Here is an 18,196-nt window from a genome sequence, read left to right on the forward strand (position 1 = left end):
CGATAAGAAATGAGCATTATTGATAAGATCATCGGTACACACAGTGAGAGAGAGCTTAAACGTATTCAGGGGACAGTTGATAAGATAGAGAGCTATCAGCCTGAGATGAAGAAGCTATCTGATGACGAGCTGAAAGCTAAGACCGATGAGTTCAAGAAGAGACTTGAAAACGGAGAAACATTGGATGATATTCTTCCAGAGGCATATGCAACAGTTCGTGAGGCTGCATGCAGAGTACTTGGAATGGAGCATTTCCGTGTTCAGCTTATTGGTGGAGTGATTCTCCATCAGGGACGTATTGCAGAGATGCGTACCGGTGAAGGTAAGACACTTGTTGCAACACTTCCTTCATATCTTGATGCATTGGAAGGAAAGGGCGTTCACGTAGTAACAGTCAATGACTACCTTGCTAAGCGTGATGCTGAGTGGATGGGTAAAGTTCATGAATTCCTCGGCCTTAAAGTTGGTGTTGTACTTAACAGCATGACAAGTGAGGAAAGACAGGCAGCTTATAACTGTGACATCACATATGTTACTAATAATGAGCTGGGATTTGATTATCTTCGAGATAACATGGCAATTTACAAAGAACAGTGTGTTCTTCGCGGACTCCACTATGCAATCATCGATGAGATTGACTCTATCCTTATTGATGAAGCTCGTACACCTCTTATTATTTCCGGTCAGAGTGATAAGTCTACCAAGCTTTATGAAGCATGCGATATTCTTGCAAAGCAGATGACCAGAGGCGCCGACATGGAAGACTTTTCCAAGATGGATGCTATCATGGGTATTGAACAGGAAGAGAGCGGTGACTTTATCGTCAACGAAAAGGACAAGCTTGTTAACCTTACCGCACAAGGCGTTGCTAAGGTAGAAAACTTCTTTAGAATAGACAACCTTGCAGATCCGGAAAATCTTGAAATTCAGCACAACATAATTCTTGCTCTTCGTGCCAACAACCTTATGGCCAAGGATCATGATTATATTGTCAAAGATGATGAGGTTCTTATCGTCGATGAATTTACGGGACGTGTTATGCCCGGACGTCGTTATTCAGACGGCCTTCATCAGGCTATTGAGGCTAAGGAACATGTAAAGGTTAAGAGAGAAAGCAAGACTCTTGCGACTATTACATTCCAGAACTTCTTCAATAAGTTTGAGAAGAAATGTGGTATGACAGGTACTGCTCTTACTGAAGAAAGAGAGTTCCGTGATATTTACGGAATGGACGTTATAGAAATTCCTACAAACAGACCGGTTATCCGTAAGGATCTTCAGGATGCTGTTTATAAAACTAAAAAAGAAAAGCTCAATGCTGTTGCCGATGCGGTTCAGGCAGCTCATGAAAAAGGACAGCCTGTTCTTGTAGGTACAATTACGATTGAGTCCTCAGAGGAAGTTAGTAAGCTCCTCAAGAAGAGAGGCATTCCTCACAACGTACTTAATGCAAAGTTCCATGAGATGGAAGCTCAGATAGTTGCAGAAGCAGGAAAACATGGTGCAGTTACAATTGCAACAAACATGGCAGGTCGTGGTACCGATATTAAGCTTGATGATGAAGCTATTGCAGTAGGTGGTCTTAAGATTGTCGGAACAGAGCGCCATGAGAGCAGACGTATTGATAATCAGCTTCGCGGACGTTCAGGACGTCAGGGAGATCCCGGTGAATCTAAGTTTTATCTTTCACTTGAGGATAATCTGCTCAGACTTTTCGGATCAGAGAGACTTATTTCAATGTTTAACTCTCTTGGTATTCCGGAAGGGCAGGAGATTGAGCACAACGCTCTTTCAAAAGCAATTGAGTCTGCTCAGAAGAAGATAGAGGATAACAACTATGGAATCCGTAAGAACCTTCTTGAGTATGACCAGGTTAATAATGAACAGAGAGAAATCATCTACGATGAGCGTAAGCGGGTTCTTAACGGCGACAGCATGCGTGATACAGTTTATAAGATGATCACGGATATAGTTGAAGAATCTGTAGAGACTGTGGTTGGAGAGGTTACTGATTCCGATGAGTGGAATCTTACAGAGCTTAATGAGCTTTTGCTTCCGATAATTCCTCTTAAGAAAATTAATCGCGGACGCATTACAAAGCTCACAAAGAATGGCCTTAAGCAGCAGCTTAAGGAAGAGGCAGTTAAGCTTTATGAGGAGAAAGAGGCAGAGTTCCCGGAACCCGAGACAATTCGTGAAATTGAACGCGTTATTCTCCTTAAGGTAATCGACAGAAAGTGGATGGATCACATTGACGATATGGATCAGCTTCGTCAGGGTATCGGCCTTCAGGCTTTTGCTCAGAGAGATCCTAAGATTGAATACAAACTTGCGGGCTTCGAGATGTTTGACGAAATGACACGTAACATCAAGGAAGATACTGTAAGACTTCTGTTCCACGTACACATTGAGGAAAAGGTTGAACGTGAACAGGTTGCCAAGGTTACAGGAACCAATAAGGATGATAGCGTTGCCAAGGAGCCTGCAAAGCGAATGGAAGCTAAGGTATATCCTAACGATCCCTGTCCTTGCGGAAGCGGTAAGAAATTTAAAAACTGTCACGGCAGACAGCAGTAAAACAAAAATCATAATTAAGTACAATGCTTTTGTTGGGCCTTCCCCCATTGTGGGGAGGGTGTCAGCGCAGCTGACAGGTGAGGGGCAAACAAGTTACTTAAGAGGTTTCTCTTGGATATGAAAGTGTGATCCAAGATTTTTTTATGGAAGGATATTAGATATGGTAATACTTGATCAGATGAAAGTTGAACTGGCTAATCAGCGCGGTACACTTGATGAGGTTACAGGTTCACTTGACCTTGATTCAAAGAAAAAGATGATTGAAGAGTTGTCCCGTGAGATGGAAGAGCCTAATTTCTGGGATGATGCTGAAAAAGCAAATAAGAAGACAAGAAATCTCAAGAATATGCAGGATCTTGTTGCTTCTGTTGAAAGCCTTCATAAGCAGTATGATGACATTATGGATCTTATCGACCTTCAGAATGCCGAAGGAGTAGATGATGATGATATGGCTGCTGAGATAAGAGAAGAGCTTGATAATTTTAAGGATACTCTTGAGGAAATCAGAATCAACAATTTGTTGAGCGGTGAATATGACGGATGTAATGCGATTTTGAGACTTGCAGCAGGTGCCGGCGGTACAGAGGCATGTGACTGGTGCAACATGCTTTACAGAATGTATACCAGATGGGCAGAGAGAAAAGGCTTTAAGATAGAAGTTCTTGATATACTTGACGGTGATGAAGCCGGACTCAAATACGTTCAATTCCAGATTGACGGAACAAATGCTTACGGACTTCTTAAATCTGAAAAAGGTGTACACAGACTTGTTCGTATCAGCCCGTTCAATGCTCAGGGTAAGAGACAGACATCTTTTGTATCTCTTGATGTTATGCCTGATATTGAAGATGACCTTGATGTTGAGATTAACCCTGAGGACCTTAGAATTGATACATATCGTTCAAGTGGTGCAGGTGGACAGCACATCAATAAAACATCATCTGCAATCCGTATCACACATCTTCCTACAAACATTGTTGTTACCTGTCAGAACGAGAGATCACAGTTCCAGAACAAAGATAAGGCTATGCAGATGTTGAAAGCAAAGCTTTATATGTTGAAACTGGAAGAACAGCAGGCAAAGATTGACGGAATCCGAGGCGAAGTAAAGGATATTGCCTGGGGAAATCAGATTCGTTCTTACGTGCTTCAGCCTTACACAATGGTTAATGATACCAGAACAGGTGAAAAGAGCTCAAATGCAGACGGAGTACTTGATGGAGATCTCGATCCGTTCATCAATGCATATCTTAAATGGCTTGCAACCGGTGGAAAGCCTGTAGGTGATTCTGAAGAGGAATAATTGTTCGAACGATAACAAGGAAAATGTTCGTAAATTTATTTTGCAGGAAATTACTGTAAGAATAAATTAATCATAAAAACATGTTGACATGTCAATAAAAATGTGATAACTTATCAAAGGTCGTTATGACCAGCCGAAGACAGTAGGTGTCATATAAATGACGTAAGCACAGCGCCTACCGAGGAAAAAGTATTATATGACTTTTATACCTCTTGTCTTTGCGATAAGAGGTTTTTCTTTGGCGGTAAATTCTATAAGGAGGTAAAAAGATGGCAAAGGTTGAATTAAAACAGCCCGTAGTAAAAGAGATTTCTGAGAAAATTCAGAACGCTCAGGCACTCGTACTTGTAGATCACCGTGGTTTAACTGTTGCTGAGGACACAGAGCTTCGTAGAAAGCTTCGTGCTGAGAACGTCAGCTACAAGGTTTACAAAAATACGATGATGAACTTCGCATTCAAGGGTACAGATTACGAGCAGCTCGCTGATCTCCTTAACGGACCTAGCGCACTCGCTATTTCCGAGGAAGATCCTGCAGCTCCTGCACGTGTACTGTACGATTTCGCAAAGAAGGCAAAGGCACTTGAGATCAAAGGTGGTGTGATCGAGGGCAAACTGTATGATGCAGAGGCTCTTAAAGAAATCGCAACTATCCTTCCCAAGGATCAGCTGCTTTCCAAGTTGCTTGGTTCTATGCAGTCACCTATCGCAAACTTCGCTCGTGTTATCAAGCAGATCGCAGAGAAGAAGGAAGAAGGCGGCGAGGCAGCTACCGCAGAGGCAGCTCCTGCAGCAGAAACAGCTGAAGCTCCTGCTGAAGAAGCAGCAGCAACAACAGCTGAGTAATATTTTTATTTTAAAAGAAAATCAACTATATTTTATGGAGGTAAATAATAATGGCAAAGTTATCAACAGCAGAGATTATCGATGCAATCAAAGAGTTATCCGTTCTTGAGCTGAACGATCTTGTAAAGGCTTGCGAGGAGGAGTTCGGCGTATCAGCAGCAGCTGGCGTTGTTGTAGCAGCAGCAGGCGGCGCAGCAGCAGGTGCTGAGGAAGAGAAGACTGAGTTCAACGTAGAGCTTACAGAAGTTGGTCCTAACAAGGTTAAGGTTATCAAGGTTGTTCGTGAGATCACAGGTCTTGGACTTAAGGAAGCAAAGGATCTCGTAGACAACGCTCCTAAGATGATCAAGGAAGGCGCTTCTAAGGAAGAGGCTGATGACATCAAGGCTAAGGTTGAGGCTGAAGGCGCTAAGGTTACTCTTAAGTAATTTTGTTAACTTCAAAGTCAAGCATGTAAATAAAAAGAAAGCTATGCGCAAGTTTACTTGCAAGCATAGCTTTCTTTTTATTTACATATTTGACGCAAAGCGTCAAATGAGGAATGCGAAGCATTCCGAGTATGCTTGACTTTGAATGAACCCTAATTTATATAGTCATTTGATAGTTTTGCAAAAAATCAATACTTGACTTTTGTAAAAAATATGCTTGACGAAAAAAAAAGCTTATAGTAGAATGGATGATGCACTATTGTGGAGTGGTAGGCATTTTGCGCACTTTTTTAGAAGTCGCAAGCCTGGCTACTAAATAAAAAATAAGAACGGGGTGAATGTCAATGGAAAAAAACAGATTGCATCCTATTGGTACTGGTAAGAATGTACGTATGAGTTTCCAGCGCCAGAAGGAAGTCCTGGAGATGCCGAACCTGATCGAAGTTCAGAAGAACTCTTATCAATGGTTCCTTGACGAAGGTCTCAAAGAGGTCTTTGACGATATCTCTCCTATCGAAGATTACAGCGGTAAGCTGAGTCTTGAGTTTGTTGATTTCAAACTTTGTGAAGATGAGATTGACAAGAACAAGAATACAATCGAGAAATGTAAAGAGAGAGACGCTACCTTTGCAGCACCGCTTAAGGTTATGGTTCGCCTTAACAATAAGGAAAGCGGAGAGATTGCAGAGCATGAGATTTTTATGGGCGATCTTCCTCTTATGACAGCAACCGGAACATTTGTTATTAACGGAGCAGAACGTGTTATCGTCAGCCAGTTGGTTCGTTCCCCCGGTATCTATTATGATATAACTCGAGATAAGATTGGTAAGAAACTAATCGCTTGCACTGTTATTCCTAATCGTGGTGCATGGCTTGAGTATGAGACAGATTCCTATGATGTATTTTATGTAAGAGTAGACAGAACCAGAAAGGTTCCTGTTACTGTTCTTATCCGTGCACTTGGAATTGGCTCTAATGAAGAAATTGTTGACCTGTTTGGTGATGAGCCTAAGATCCAGGCAAGCTTTTCAAAGGATCCTTCAACTGATTACCAGAGTGGTCTTCTTGAACTGTATAAAAAGATTCGTCCCGGTGAACCTCTTAGCGTTGAAAGTGCAGAGAGTCTCATTAATGCTATGTTCTTTGACGCTAGAAGATATGATCTTGCTAAGGTAGGACGTTATAAATTTAATAAGAAACTTCATTTTAAGAATAGAATTAATCGCCAGATCCTTGCTGAAGATGTAATCGATGAGAATACAGGCGAAATGATTGCAGCAGCCGGAACAAAGGTTAATCGCGCACTTGCAACTGAAATTCAGAATGCAGGTATTCCTTACGTTATGATTCAGGGTGAAGAGAGAAATATCAAAGTTCTTTCTAACATGATGGTTGATATCACAAGCTTCATTGATTGTAATCCTGAAGAACTCGGAATTAATGAGGATGTTTACTATCCTGTTCTCAGAGATATTCTTACAGAGTATGCTGATAAGGATCCTGAGAGCCTTGCTGACGCAATCAAAAAGAATGTTAACGAACTTATTCCTAAGCATGTGACAAAGGAAGATATTCTTGCTTCCATCAACTATAATATGCACCTTGAGTATGGCATCGGTAATGACGATGATATCGATCACCTCGGAAATCGTCGTATCCGTTGTGTGGGTGAATTGTTACAGAACCAGTACAGAATAGGTCTTTCAAGACTTGAGCGTGTTGTTCGTGAACGTATGACAACTCATGATGCTGATGAGATTTCCGCACAGAGTCTTATCAACATTAAACCTGTACAGGCTGCGGTAAAAGAATTCTTCGGATCTTCACAGCTGTCACAGTTCATGGACCAGAACAACCCTCTTGGTGAGCTTACACATAAGCGTCGTCTGTCAGCGCTCGGTCCCGGTGGTCTTTCAAGAGATAGAGCCGGATTCGAGGTTCGAGACGTACACTATACTCACTATGGACGTATGTGCCCTATTGAGACACCTGAAGGTCCTAACATCGGTCTGATCAACTCACTTGCAAGCTATGCAAGAGTTAATCAGTATGGTTTCGTGGAAGCTCCTTATCGTAAGGTTGATCGTACAGATCCTCAGAATCCTCGTGTTACGGATGAGGTTGAGTATCTTACAGCAGATGAAGAAGATAATTATCATGTAGCTCAGGCTAATACACCTTTGGATGAGAACGGTTATTTCAAGAAAAATAATGCTTCCGGTCGTTACAGAGAAGAGACTTCTGAGTATCCTAAAACCATGTTCGAGTATATGGACGTATCACCCAGAATGGTATTCTCAGTTGCTACAGCACTTATTCCTTTCCTTGAGAACGACGATGCTAACCGTGCTCTTATGGGATCGAACATGCAGCGTCAGGCAGTCCCGCTTCTGACAACAGAGGCGCCTGCAGTTGGAACAGGCATGGAGCATAAAGCGGCTGTTGACTCAGGTGTTTGTGTTGTTGCCAAGAAGGATGGTGTTATTGACTTTGTCGATAGTAAGCTTATCCAGATGACATATGATGATGGTGAAAAGGAAGAATACCATCTGATTAAATTCCAGAGAAGTAACCAGAGTAACTGTTATAACCAGAGACCTATAGTCTTCAAGGGAGATCACGTAAAGGCCGGAGACGTTATTGCAGATGGTCCTTCAACTTATATGGGTGAACTTGGTCTTGGTAAGAACCCTCTTATCGGATTCATGACTTGGGAAGGTTATAACTACGAGGATGCTGTTCTTCTTAGTGAGAGACTTGTTCGCGATGATGTATTTACATCAATTCACATAGAAGAGTATGAGGCAGAAGCACGTGAAACAAAGCTTGGACCCGAAGAAATCACAAGAGATGTTCCCGGTGTAGGTGATGAAGCACTTAAGGATCTTGATGATCGCGGAATTATTCGCATCGGTGCAGAGGTTCGTGCAGGTGATATCCTTGTTGGTAAGGTTACTCCTAAGGGTGAAACTGAACTTACTGCAGAAGAGAGACTTCTTCGTGCTATTTTCGGTGAAAAGGCACGTGAGGTTCGTGATACATCACTTAAGGTTCCTCACGGTGAATATGGTATCGTTGTTGATGCTAAGGTATTCACAAGAGAAAACGGAGACGAACTTAGTCCTGGTGTAAATCAGGCAGTGCGTATCTATATTGCACAAAAGAGAAAAATCTCAGTCGGAGATAAGATGGCCGGCCGTCATGGTAACAAGGGTGTCGTTTCCCGTGTCCTTCCTATAGAAGATATGCCTTATCTTCCTAACGGACGTCCGCTTGATATTGTGCTTAATCCTCTTGGTGTGCCTTCTCGTATGAATATCGGACAGGTCCTTGAGATTCACCTTTCTCTTGCTGCTAAGGCTCTTGGATTTAATATTGCAACACCTATTTTCGATGGTGCTAACGAGAAAGATATTCAGGCAACTCTTACTATGGCAAATGATTATGTTAATAATTCATGGGAAGAGTTTGAAGAAAAATATAAAGATAGCGTAGATCCTGAGATCATGAAGTATCTTTATGATAACAGAGATCACAGAGAACTATGGAAGGGTGTACCGATCAATACAGACGGTAAGGTACAGCTTCGCGATGGACGCACAGGTATTCCATTTGACTCACCGACAACAATCGGACACATGCATTACCTTAAGCTCCATCACCTTGTAGATGATAAGATTCATGCTCGTTCAACAGGTCCTTACTCATTGGTTACACAGCAGCCCCTTGGTGGTAAGGCACAATTTGGTGGACAGCGTTTTGGAGAAATGGAAGTTTGGGCTCTTGAGGCTTATGGTGCAGCATACACATTGCAGGAGATTCTGACAGTTAAGTCTGATGATGTTGTAGGCCGTGTTAAGACATATGAAGCTATTATCAAGGGCGATAATATTCCTGAACCCGGAGTACCGGAATCATTTAAGGTTCTTTTGAAGGAACTTCAGTCACTTGGCCTTGATGTAAGAGTACTTAGAGAGGACAATACCGAAGTTGAAATCATGGAGTCAGTTGATTACAGTGATTCTGACTACCGCTATGAGATTGAAGGCGAGGTTAATCGTGATTATGATCGTGAAAACCTTGCAGAGAACGGATATCAGACACAGGCGTTTGATGCAGACGGAGAACTTGTGACTGAGGATGAAGAAGCAGCGTATGAGGAAGAAGAATTTGATGCTGCCGATGGTCTTGATGACAACTTTTAATATGCGGTAATTAAGTAACTGCAACCATGTAAACAACAGAAAAGAGGTTACGAATGTCTGATTCTACAATGAATAAAGCAATTAACGAAGCTTCAAGCGGAAGAACTTCATCAGCACCGACATATCAGCCGATGACTTTTGATGCTATAAAGATCGGTCTTGCTTCTCCTGAGAAGATCAGAGAGTGGTCACACGGAGAAGTATTAAAGCCGGAGACAATCAACTACCGTACACTTAAACCGGAAAGAGATGGTCTCTTCTGTGAAAAGATTTTTGGACCTACCAAGGATTGGGAGTGCCATTGCGGTAAGTACAAGAAGATTCGTTACAGAGGTGTTATCTGCGATCGTTGCGGTGTTGAGGTAACAAAGAGCAGCGTTCGTCGTGAACGTATGGGTCACATCGAACTTGCTGCACCTGTATCACATATCTGGTATTTCAAGGGTATCCCCAGTCGTATGGGTCTTATTCTTGATCTTTCACCCAGAGTGCTTGAAAAGGTATTATATTTTGCTTCATATATTGTGCTTGATCCGGGAGAAACAAACCTGGAGTATAAGCAGGTACTTTCCGAGAAAGAGTACCAGGATGCACGTGATGAGTGGGGCGGAAGATTCCGTGCCGGCATCGGTGCAGAGGCTGTAAAAGAACTCCTTATGAGTATAGACCTTGAACAGGAGTACCAGGAACTTAAAGAAGGTCTTGATACTTCCAGTGGTCAGAAGAAACAGCGTATCATCAAGAGACTTGAAGTTGTTGAATCATTCCGTGAATCAGGTAATGATCCTTCATGGATGATTATGGACTGCATACCGGTTATTCCTCCGGATCTTCGTCCTATGGTTCAGCTTGATGGTGGACGTTTTGCGACATCAGATTTGAATGATTTATATCGTCGTATTATAAACCGTAATAATCGTCTTAAGAGACTTCTTGATCTTGGAGCACCGGATATTATTGTTCGAAACGAGAAACGTATGCTTCAGGAAGCTGTTGATGCACTTATAGATAACGGCAGACGTGGAAGACCTGTAACAGGCCCTGGAAATCGTGCGCTTAAGTCTCTTTCAGACATGCTTAAAGGTAAGGGTGGTCGTTTCCGTCAGAACCTTCTTGGTAAGCGTGTTGACTATTCAGGACGTTCCGTTATTGTCGTAGGCCCTGAACTTAAGATTTATCAGTGTGGACTTCCTAAAGAAATGGCTATTGAGCTGTTCAAGCCATTTGTTATGAAAGAGCTTGTTTCAAGAGGAATTTCTCAGAATATTAAGAATGCCAAGAAGCTTGTTGAGAGACTTGATGAGCAGGTATGGGATGTTCTTGAGGATGTAATTAAAGAACACCCTGTAATGCTTAACCGTGCTCCCACACTTCATAGACTTGGTATTCAGGCATTTGAGCCCATTCTCGTTGAGGGTAAAGCAATTAAACTTCATCCGCTTGTATGTACACCTTTCAATGCTGACTTTGATGGTGACCAGATGGCTGTGCACCTTCCTTTGTCAGTTGAGGCACAGGCAGAGAGCAGATTCCTTATGCTTGCTCCTAATAACTTGCTTAAGCCTTCTGATGGTGGCCCTGTAAACGTACCTACTCAGGATATGGTCCTTGGTATTTATTACCTTACACAAGAACGTGAAGGCGCTAAGGGTGAAGGCAAGTTCTTCAAGAGCATTGATGAAGCAATACTTGCTTATGAAAATGATTACATCACACTTCAGTCAAAAATTACTATCCGTGTAAATCGTACGAACGAAAACGGAGAGGAAGAGTCAGGACTTGTTGAGTCTACTCTCGGAAGATTCCTTTTCAACGAATTTATTCCTCAGGATCTTGGCTTTGTGGATCGTTCTGTACCGGAGAATAAATATAAGCTTGAAATCGACTTCATGGTTGGTAAGAAACAGCTGAAGAAGATTGTTACAAATATGATCAATACTCATGGAACATTTGCGACTGCAGAAGTTCTTGATAAGATCAAATCAACAGGTTATCACTATTCAACAAGAGCTGCTATGACAGTTTCAATTGCTGATATGACAGTTCCTCCGCAGAAACAGGAGATGCTTGATAAAGCACAGGCAGTCGTTGACGAGATTGCCACTAACTACCGTCGCGGTCTTATGACAGATGAAGAGCGTTATCGTCTTGTTGTTGAGACTTGGATGGAGACAGATAAGCAGCTTACAGAAGTGCTTCTTAAGGGCCTTGATAAGTACAACAACATCCACATGATGGCTGATTCCGGTGCTCGTGGTAGTGATCAGCAGATTAAACAGTTGGCTGGTATGCGTGGACTTATGGCTGATACAACAGGACGTACTATCGAACTTCCTATCAAGTCAAACTTCCGTGAAGGTCTTGATGTTTTGGAGTATTTCATGTCAGCACATGGTGCTCGTAAGGGTCTGTCTGATACTGCGCTTCGTACAGCGGATTCAGGTTACTTGACACGTCGAATGGTTGATGTATCACAGGAACTTATTATTCGTGAGCTTGATTGTAGTGAAGGCAAGGCAGTTATCCCCGGAATTACCGTTAAGGAGTTTAAAGACGGTAAGGCTATGATTGAGCCTCTTGAGGATCGTATTACAGGAAGATATACATGTGAGGATATCAAAGACAAGGACGGAAACGTAATTGTTAAGAAGAATCACATTATTACACCCAGCCGAGCAAAGAGAATTCTTAGCGATGGAATCAATAGTAAGGGCGAGCCTGTAACAGCAGTTAAGATTCGTACAATCCTTACTTGCCGTTCACATATCGGTATATGTGCTAAGTGCTATGGTGCAAACATGGCAACCGGTGAACCTGTTCAGGTCGGAGAAACAGTAGGTATTATTGCTGCTCAGTCTATCGGTGAGCCTGGTACACAGCTTACAATGAGAACTTTCCACACAGGTGGTGTTGCCGGTGGAGATATTACACAGGGTCTTCCTCGTGTCGAAGAGCTTTTTGAAGCAAGAAAGCCTAAGGGACTTGCAATTATTTCAGAGCTTGATGGTACAGCAACCATTAAGGATACTAAGAAAAAGCGCGAAGTTATCATTACAAATAATGAGACAGGTGAATCAAAGGCATATCTTATTCCTTACGGTTCCAGAATTAAAGTGCTTGATAACGAACAGGTTGAGGCCGGTGATGAACTGACAGAAGGTAGTGTAAATCCTCATGATCTTCTGAAAATTAAGGGCATCCGTGCCGTTCAGGATTATCTGCTTCGTGAGGTTCAGAGAGTTTATCGTCTGCAGGGTGTTGATATCTGTGATAAGCATATCGAAGTTATTGTTCGTCAGATGCTGAAGAAGGTTCGTATAGAGGAAAGCGGAGATACAAACTTCCTTCCCGGAACACTTGTTGATGTACTTGACTTTGAAGATGATAATGAAAGACTTATCGGAGAAGGCAAAAAGCCTGCTGAAGGTAAACAGGTAATTCTTGGTATTACCAAGGCTGCACTTGCTACAAACTCGTTCCTGTCAGCTGCATCATTCCAGGAAACAACAAAGGTTCTTACTGATGCCGCAATTAAAGGTAAGGTTGATCCGCTTATCGGACTTAAGGAAAATGTTATCATTGGTAAGCTTATTCCCGCAGGAACCGGAATGAAGCGTTACCGCAATACAGCTCTTAATACAGATGCTAACTTTAAGGATCTCGATAAACTGATACTTAAAAAGAATCTGGATGACGATGATTTCATTGGTGATTTTGATTCTGAAGCTGATGAAGTTGTTGTTGCAGATGATGAGGAGTAATACTTTTCAAATTATGAAAAGTTAATAAAATAGCATGTTTTTAAATAGAATGTGCTTGACAATGTAATTTTTAATCTTTATACTATGAAACTGTGCGACGAGCGAGAGGGTATTTATGCCCTTTCGCTTGATGCATGTCGGTGATTACAGGTTATTTCATGTCAGGATATGACCTGTTTATCATAAATGTTTTACCATTAATACAGGAGGTGAAAGGAATGCCAACATTTAACCAGTTAGTTCGTAAAGGTCGTCAGACTTCTGAGAAGAAGTCTACAGCTCCTGCGCTTCAGAAAGGATTCAATTCTCTTCATAAGAAGGCAATTGAAACTGCGTCACCGCAGAAGAGAGGCGTATGCACAGCTGTTAAGACAGCTACACCTAAGAAGCCTAACTCAGCTCTTAGAAAGATTGCCAGAGTACGTCTTTCTAACGGTATCGAGGTAACAAGCTATATCCCCGGTGAAGGTCACAACCTTCAGGAGCACAGCGTTGTTCTCATCCGTGGCGGAAGAGTTAAGGACCTGCCTGGTACAAGATATCACATTATCCGTGGAACTCTTGATACAGCAGGTGTTGCAGACCGTAAGCAGGCTCGCTCCAAGTACGGCGCTAAGAGACCTAAGGCTGCAAAGTAATTTAAGTAACTATCATAACAAGATCTAATTTTTTTAATAGTGTTGGTGTTTCTTCTATTCGTATATAGAGAGTATAAATACCGCACGTACACTAAAATTAGTGAGTACCTATGATCTATAGTAAACAGATGAAGACTGACACTCATCTGCGATTCTAAAGGAGGGAAGAACCGTGCCGCGTAAAGGACATATTGTAAAACGTGACGTATTAGCGGATCCTTTATACGATAACAAGGTTGTAACAAAGCTTATCAACACAGTAATGCTTGATGGTAAGAAGGGTGTTGCACAGAAAATCGTATATGGTGCATTCGCACAGGTAGAGGAGAAGGCTGGTAAGCCTGCTCTTGAAGTATTCGAGGGTGCTATGAACAACATCATGCCCGCTCTCGAGGTAAAGGCTAGACGTATCGGTGGTGCTACATATCAGGTACCGATCGAGGTTCGTCCGGATAGACGTCAGGCCCTTGCACTTCGCTGGCTTGTAACATTTTCTCGTAACAGAGGCGAGAAGACCATGGTTGACAGACTTGCATCTGAGATTCTTGATGCATTCAACAACACTGGTGCATCTGTAAAGAGAAAAGAAGATATGCACAAGATGGCAGAAGCAAACAAGGCATTCTCACACTACAGATTCTAATATTAGCACAGCACTTGGCATGGTTATCCTGCCCAGTGCCGGCTATTCAAGATTATATAAACTATTAGAAGTTTATATTTTAAGATTCTGGTGTTAGAAACGTTTATTATTTTTAGGAGGATAAACCTTTGGCTGAAAGACAATATCCATTGGAGAGAACCAGAAACATTGGTATTATGGCTCATATTGATGCTGGTAAGACCACTCTTACAGAGCGTATTCTTTACTATACCGGTGTTAACTATAAGATTGGTGAGACCTATGAAGGTACTGCTACCATGGACTGGATGGAACAGGAGCAGGAGAGAGGTATCACAATCACATCTGCAGCTACAACATGCCATTGGACACTTCAGGAAAACGGAAAAGTTAAGCCCGGTGCTCAGGAGCATCGTATCAATATTATCGATACTCCCGGTCACGTTGACTTTACTGTTGAGGTTGAGCGTTCACTTCGTGTACTTGATGGCGCTGTAGGCGTATTCAGTGCAAAAGAAGGTGTTGAGCCTCAGTCTGAAAATGTATGGCGTCAGGCTGACGGATTTAATGTTCCTCGTATGGCATTCATCAATAAGATGGATATCATTGGAGCAAACTATTTCGGAGCTGTTGAGCAGATTCGTAATAGACTTAAGAAAAATGCTATTATGATCGAAATCCCGATCGGAGCTGAGGATCAGTTCCAGGGTGTTATTGATCTTTTTGAGATGCAGGCATACATCTACAACGATGATAAGGGTGAAGATGTAACAATCGGTGAGATTCCTGCAGATCTTAAGGATGATGCAGAACTTTATCGTAGTGAACTCGTAGAGAAAATCTGCGACCTCGATGAAGATCTTATGATGAAGTATCTTGAAGGTGAGGAGCCTACAAAGGAAGAACTTAAGGCTGCTCTTCGTAAAGCTACTTGTGAGTGTAAGGCTTTCCCTGTATGCTGTGGTTCTGCACACAGAAACCGTGGTATTCAGAAACTTATTGATGCTGTTATCGAATTCATGCCTTCACCTTTAGATATCCCTGCATGTAAGGGTACAGACCTTGATGGTAATGAAGTTGAGGTTGAGTCAACAGATAACGGACCATTTGCAGCTCTTGCATTCAAGATTGTCAGCGATCCTTTCGTAGGAAAGCTTGCATTCTTCCGTGTATATCGTGGTACTGCAAATTCTGGTTCTTACGTACTTAACAGTACTAAGGATAATAAGGAACGTCTTGGACGTATCCTTCAGATGCATGCTAACAAGCGTTCAGACCTTGATAAAGTATATTCAGGTGATATTGCTGCAGCAGTTGGTCTTAAGAACACTACTACAGGTGATACACTTTGTGATGAAAAGAATCCCGTTATTCTTGAGTCAATGGAATTCCCGGATCCCGTTATCGAGCTTGCTATTGAGCCTAAGACTAAGGCTGGTCAGCAGAAGCTTGATGAGGCACTTCAGAAACTTGCTGAAGAGGATCCTACTTTCAGAGCACATACTAATCCTGAAACAGGTCAGACTATCATCGCTGGTATGGGTGAGCTTCACCTTGATATCATCGTTGACAGACTTCTTCGTGAGTACAAAGTAGAAGCTAATGTTGGTGCACCTCAGGTTGCATACAGAGAAGCTCTTACAAATGCTTGCGATATTGAAAGTAAGTATGCTAAGCAGTCCGGTGGACGTGGTCAGTATGGTCACTGTAAGGTTCGCTTCGAGCCCATGGATGCTAATGGAGAAAACCTTTATCAGTTCGATAGCGAAGTTGTTGGTGGTTCTATTCCTAAGGAATATATTCAGCCTATCAGCGAAGGTATCGAAGAGGCTATGAAGGCAGGTTCTCTTGGTGGATTCCCGGTTGTTGGTGTTCATGCAACTGTTTATGATGGATCATACCATGAAGTCGATTCTTCAGAAATGGCCTTCCATATTGCAGGATCTATGGCATTCAAGGATGCTATGGCTAAGGGTGGTATGGTTCTTCTTGAGCCTATCATGAAGGTTGAAGTTACTATGCCTGAAGAATACATGGGAGATGTTATCGGTGACGTTAACTCTCGTCGTGGACAGGTTGAAGGTATGGACGATCTTGGCGGTGGTAAGATTGTTAGAGCACATGTACCGCTTGCAGAGATGTTCGGCTATGCAACAGACCTTCGTTCAAGAACTCAGGGACGTGGTAACTACTCAATGTTCTTCGAGAAGTATGCTCCTGTTCCGAAGAACATCCAGGAGAAAGTTCTTTCTAACAAGAACGCATAATTTTAATAATATAAATAAATGGGGCTTATACTGATTTTTGTTACAAAATCAGACCCTTAAGCCCCTATTTATACTATTTAAGGCTTGATTTAAAGCCTAAATTCTAATATAATCGATATAGTCGGTTATTATGAGAAAAGAATGTTAATGCAACATTTTTATTTAAGGAGGATATTTTAAAATGGCTAAAGCTAAGTTTGACAGAAGCAAACCGCACGTAAACATTGGTACAATCGGACACGTTGACCATGGTAAGACAACTCTTACAGCAGCTATCACAGCTGTTCTTGCTGACAGAGGTTTCAGCCCTGCTGTTGCTTTCGATCAGATCGATAAAGCACCCGAGGAAAAAGAGCGTGGTATCACAATCAACTCTGCTCACATCGAGTATGAGACAGCTAACAGACACTACGCACACGTTGACTGCCCTGGCCACGCTGATTATGTAAAGAACATGATCACTGGTGCAGCTCAGATGGATGGTTCAATCCTTGTTGTTGCTGCTACTGATGGTGTTATGGCTCAGACAAGAGAGCACGTTCTTCTTGCTCGTCAGGTAGGTGTTCCTTATATCATCGTATTCATGAACAAGTGTGATATGGTTGATGATCCTGAACTTCTTGACCTTGTTGAGATGGAGATCAGAGACCTTCTTAACGAGTACGAGTTCCCTGGCGATGACATCCCGATCATTCGTGGTTCTGCTCTTATGGCTCTTGAAGATCCTAAGGGTGAGTGGGGCGACAAGATCGTTGAGCTTATGGATACAGTTGATTCTTATATTCCTGAACCTACACGTGAGACAGATAAGCCTTTCCTTATGCCTGTTGAGGATGTATTCACAATTACAGGACGTGGAACAGTTGCTACAGGTCGTGTAGAGAGAGGTCACCTCAACCTTAACGATGAAATCGAAATCGTTGGTATCAAGGAAGAGACTTCTAAGTCTGTATGTACTGGTATCGAAATGTTCCGTAAGACAATGGATTACTGCGAAGCTGGTGACAACGTTGGTCTTCTTCTTCGTGGTGTTGACCGTGATGGTATCCAGAGAGGTCAGTGTATCACAAAGCCCGGCACAGTAACATGCCACAAGAAGTTCACTGCTGAGGTTTACGTTCTTACAAAGGATGAAGGTGGACGTCATACTCCTTTCTTCAACAACTACAGACCTCAGTTCTACTTCAGAACAACTGACGTTACTGGTGTTTGCAACCTTCCTGAAGGCACAGAGATGTGCATGCCTGGCGACCACGTTGAGATGAGCATCGAGCTTATCCATCCTATCGCTATGGAGCAGGGTCTTAAGTTCGCTATCCGTGAGGGTGGTAGAACAGTTGGATCAGGCCGTGTTGCTACAATCGTAGAATAATCTACACGCTAGCTTTGAGCTAAGCGCATAAAATGCAAATAGAACAGCCCTTCGTGCTTGCACGATAAGGGCTGTTTTTATTTGCATTTTTAGGCATTCAGCGAATGCCGTGAATGAGGAAATGCGTAGCATTTCCGAGTCTGCGCTTAGCTTATTTTACAAGGTTTCCGAGACTTTC

General features: G+C 42.4%; 10 protein-coding genes and 1 other annotated feature. All 10 genes read left to right on the top strand.

The genetic code is table 11. From position 1 onward, the window contains the following. Positions 1–9 precede the first annotated feature (9 nt). Positions 10–2,577, top strand: a complete 2,568-nt coding sequence (gene secA / locus BV60_RS0104945; protein ID WP_029319946.1) for a preprotein translocase subunit SecA — start codon at positions 10–12, stop codon at positions 2,575–2,577. Between the two features lie 160 nt (positions 2,578–2,737). Then, positions 2,738–3,880 (top strand): peptide chain release factor 2, encoded by a 1,143-nt coding sequence (prfB, locus tag BV60_RS0104950; protein ID WP_029319947.1) that lies wholly within the window; start codon positions 2,738–2,740, stop codon positions 3,878–3,880. Positions 3,881–3,995: 115 nt separating this feature from the next. Then, positions 3,996–4,126 (top strand) — a sequence feature (ribosomal protein L10 leader region). Positions 4,127–4,149: 23 nt separating this feature from the next. Further along, a complete protein-coding gene (rplJ, locus tag BV60_RS0104955) occupies positions 4,150–4,725 on the top strand; it encodes a 50S ribosomal protein L10 (RefSeq protein ID WP_029319948.1) in 576 nt (191 codons plus the stop codon). Between the two features lie 50 nt (positions 4,726–4,775). Further along, a complete protein-coding gene (rplL, locus tag BV60_RS0104960) occupies positions 4,776–5,153 on the top strand; it encodes a 50S ribosomal protein L7/L12 (RefSeq protein ID WP_026526331.1) in 378 nt (125 codons plus the stop codon). A gap of 344 nt (positions 5,154–5,497) precedes the next feature. Next, entirely contained in the window at positions 5,498–9,358 is a 3,861-nt protein-coding gene (gene rpoB, locus BV60_RS0104970) for a DNA-directed RNA polymerase subunit beta (RefSeq protein WP_029319952.1), read from the top strand. A gap of 68 nt (positions 9,359–9,426) precedes the next feature. Then, positions 9,427–13,119 carry a DNA-directed RNA polymerase subunit beta' gene (gene rpoC, locus BV60_RS0104975; RefSeq protein ID WP_051656853.1) on the top strand — a complete coding sequence of 1,231 codons (3,693 nt, stop codon included), beginning with the start codon at positions 9,427–9,429 and terminating at the stop codon, positions 13,117–13,119. Between the two features lie 218 nt (positions 13,120–13,337). Next, positions 13,338–13,757, top strand: a complete 420-nt coding sequence (gene rpsL / locus BV60_RS0104980; protein ID WP_029319956.1) for a 30S ribosomal protein S12 — start codon at positions 13,338–13,340, stop codon at positions 13,755–13,757. Between the two features lie 172 nt (positions 13,758–13,929). After that, on the top strand, positions 13,930–14,400 hold the full coding sequence (gene rpsG / locus BV60_RS0104985) for a 30S ribosomal protein S7 (protein ID WP_022760818.1): 471 nt from the start codon (positions 13,930–13,932) through the stop codon (positions 14,398–14,400). Between the two features lie 128 nt (positions 14,401–14,528). Beyond that, a complete protein-coding gene (gene fusA, locus BV60_RS0104990; protein WP_029319958.1) occupies positions 14,529–16,646 on the top strand; it encodes an elongation factor G in 2,118 nt (705 codons plus the stop codon). Between the two features lie 181 nt (positions 16,647–16,827). Next, complete coding sequence (tuf, locus tag BV60_RS0104995) at positions 16,828–18,018, top strand: elongation factor Tu (RefSeq protein WP_029319960.1); 1,191 nt, start codon at positions 16,828–16,830, stop codon at positions 18,016–18,018. Positions 18,019–18,196 lie beyond the last annotated feature (178 nt).

The sequence above is a fragment of the Butyrivibrio sp. AE3004 genome (assembly GCF_000703165.1).
GTDB lineage: Bacteria > Bacillota > Clostridia > Lachnospirales > Lachnospiraceae > Butyrivibrio.

What these genes read in the sequence shown, in the direction of transcription:
- secA (WP_029319946.1), top strand. Translation starts at nt 10, where the DNA reads ATGAGCATTATTGATAAGATCATCGGTACACACAGTGAGAGAGAGCTT.
- prfB (WP_029319947.1), top strand. Translation starts at nt 2,738, where the DNA reads ATGGTAATACTTGATCAGATGAAAGTTGAACTGGCTAATCAGCGCGGT.
- rplJ (WP_029319948.1), top strand. Translation starts at nt 4,150, where the DNA reads ATGGCAAAGGTTGAATTAAAACAGCCCGTAGTAAAAGAGATTTCTGAG.
- rplL (WP_026526331.1), top strand. Translation starts at nt 4,776, where the DNA reads ATGGCAAAGTTATCAACAGCAGAGATTATCGATGCAATCAAAGAGTTA.
- rpoB (WP_029319952.1), top strand. Translation starts at nt 5,498, where the DNA reads ATGGAAAAAAACAGATTGCATCCTATTGGTACTGGTAAGAATGTACGT.
- rpoC (WP_051656853.1), top strand. Translation starts at nt 9,427, where the DNA reads ATGAATAAAGCAATTAACGAAGCTTCAAGCGGAAGAACTTCATCAGCA.
- rpsL (WP_029319956.1), top strand. Translation starts at nt 13,338, where the DNA reads ATGCCAACATTTAACCAGTTAGTTCGTAAAGGTCGTCAGACTTCTGAG.
- tuf (WP_029319960.1), top strand. Translation starts at nt 16,828, where the DNA reads ATGGCTAAAGCTAAGTTTGACAGAAGCAAACCGCACGTAAACATTGGT.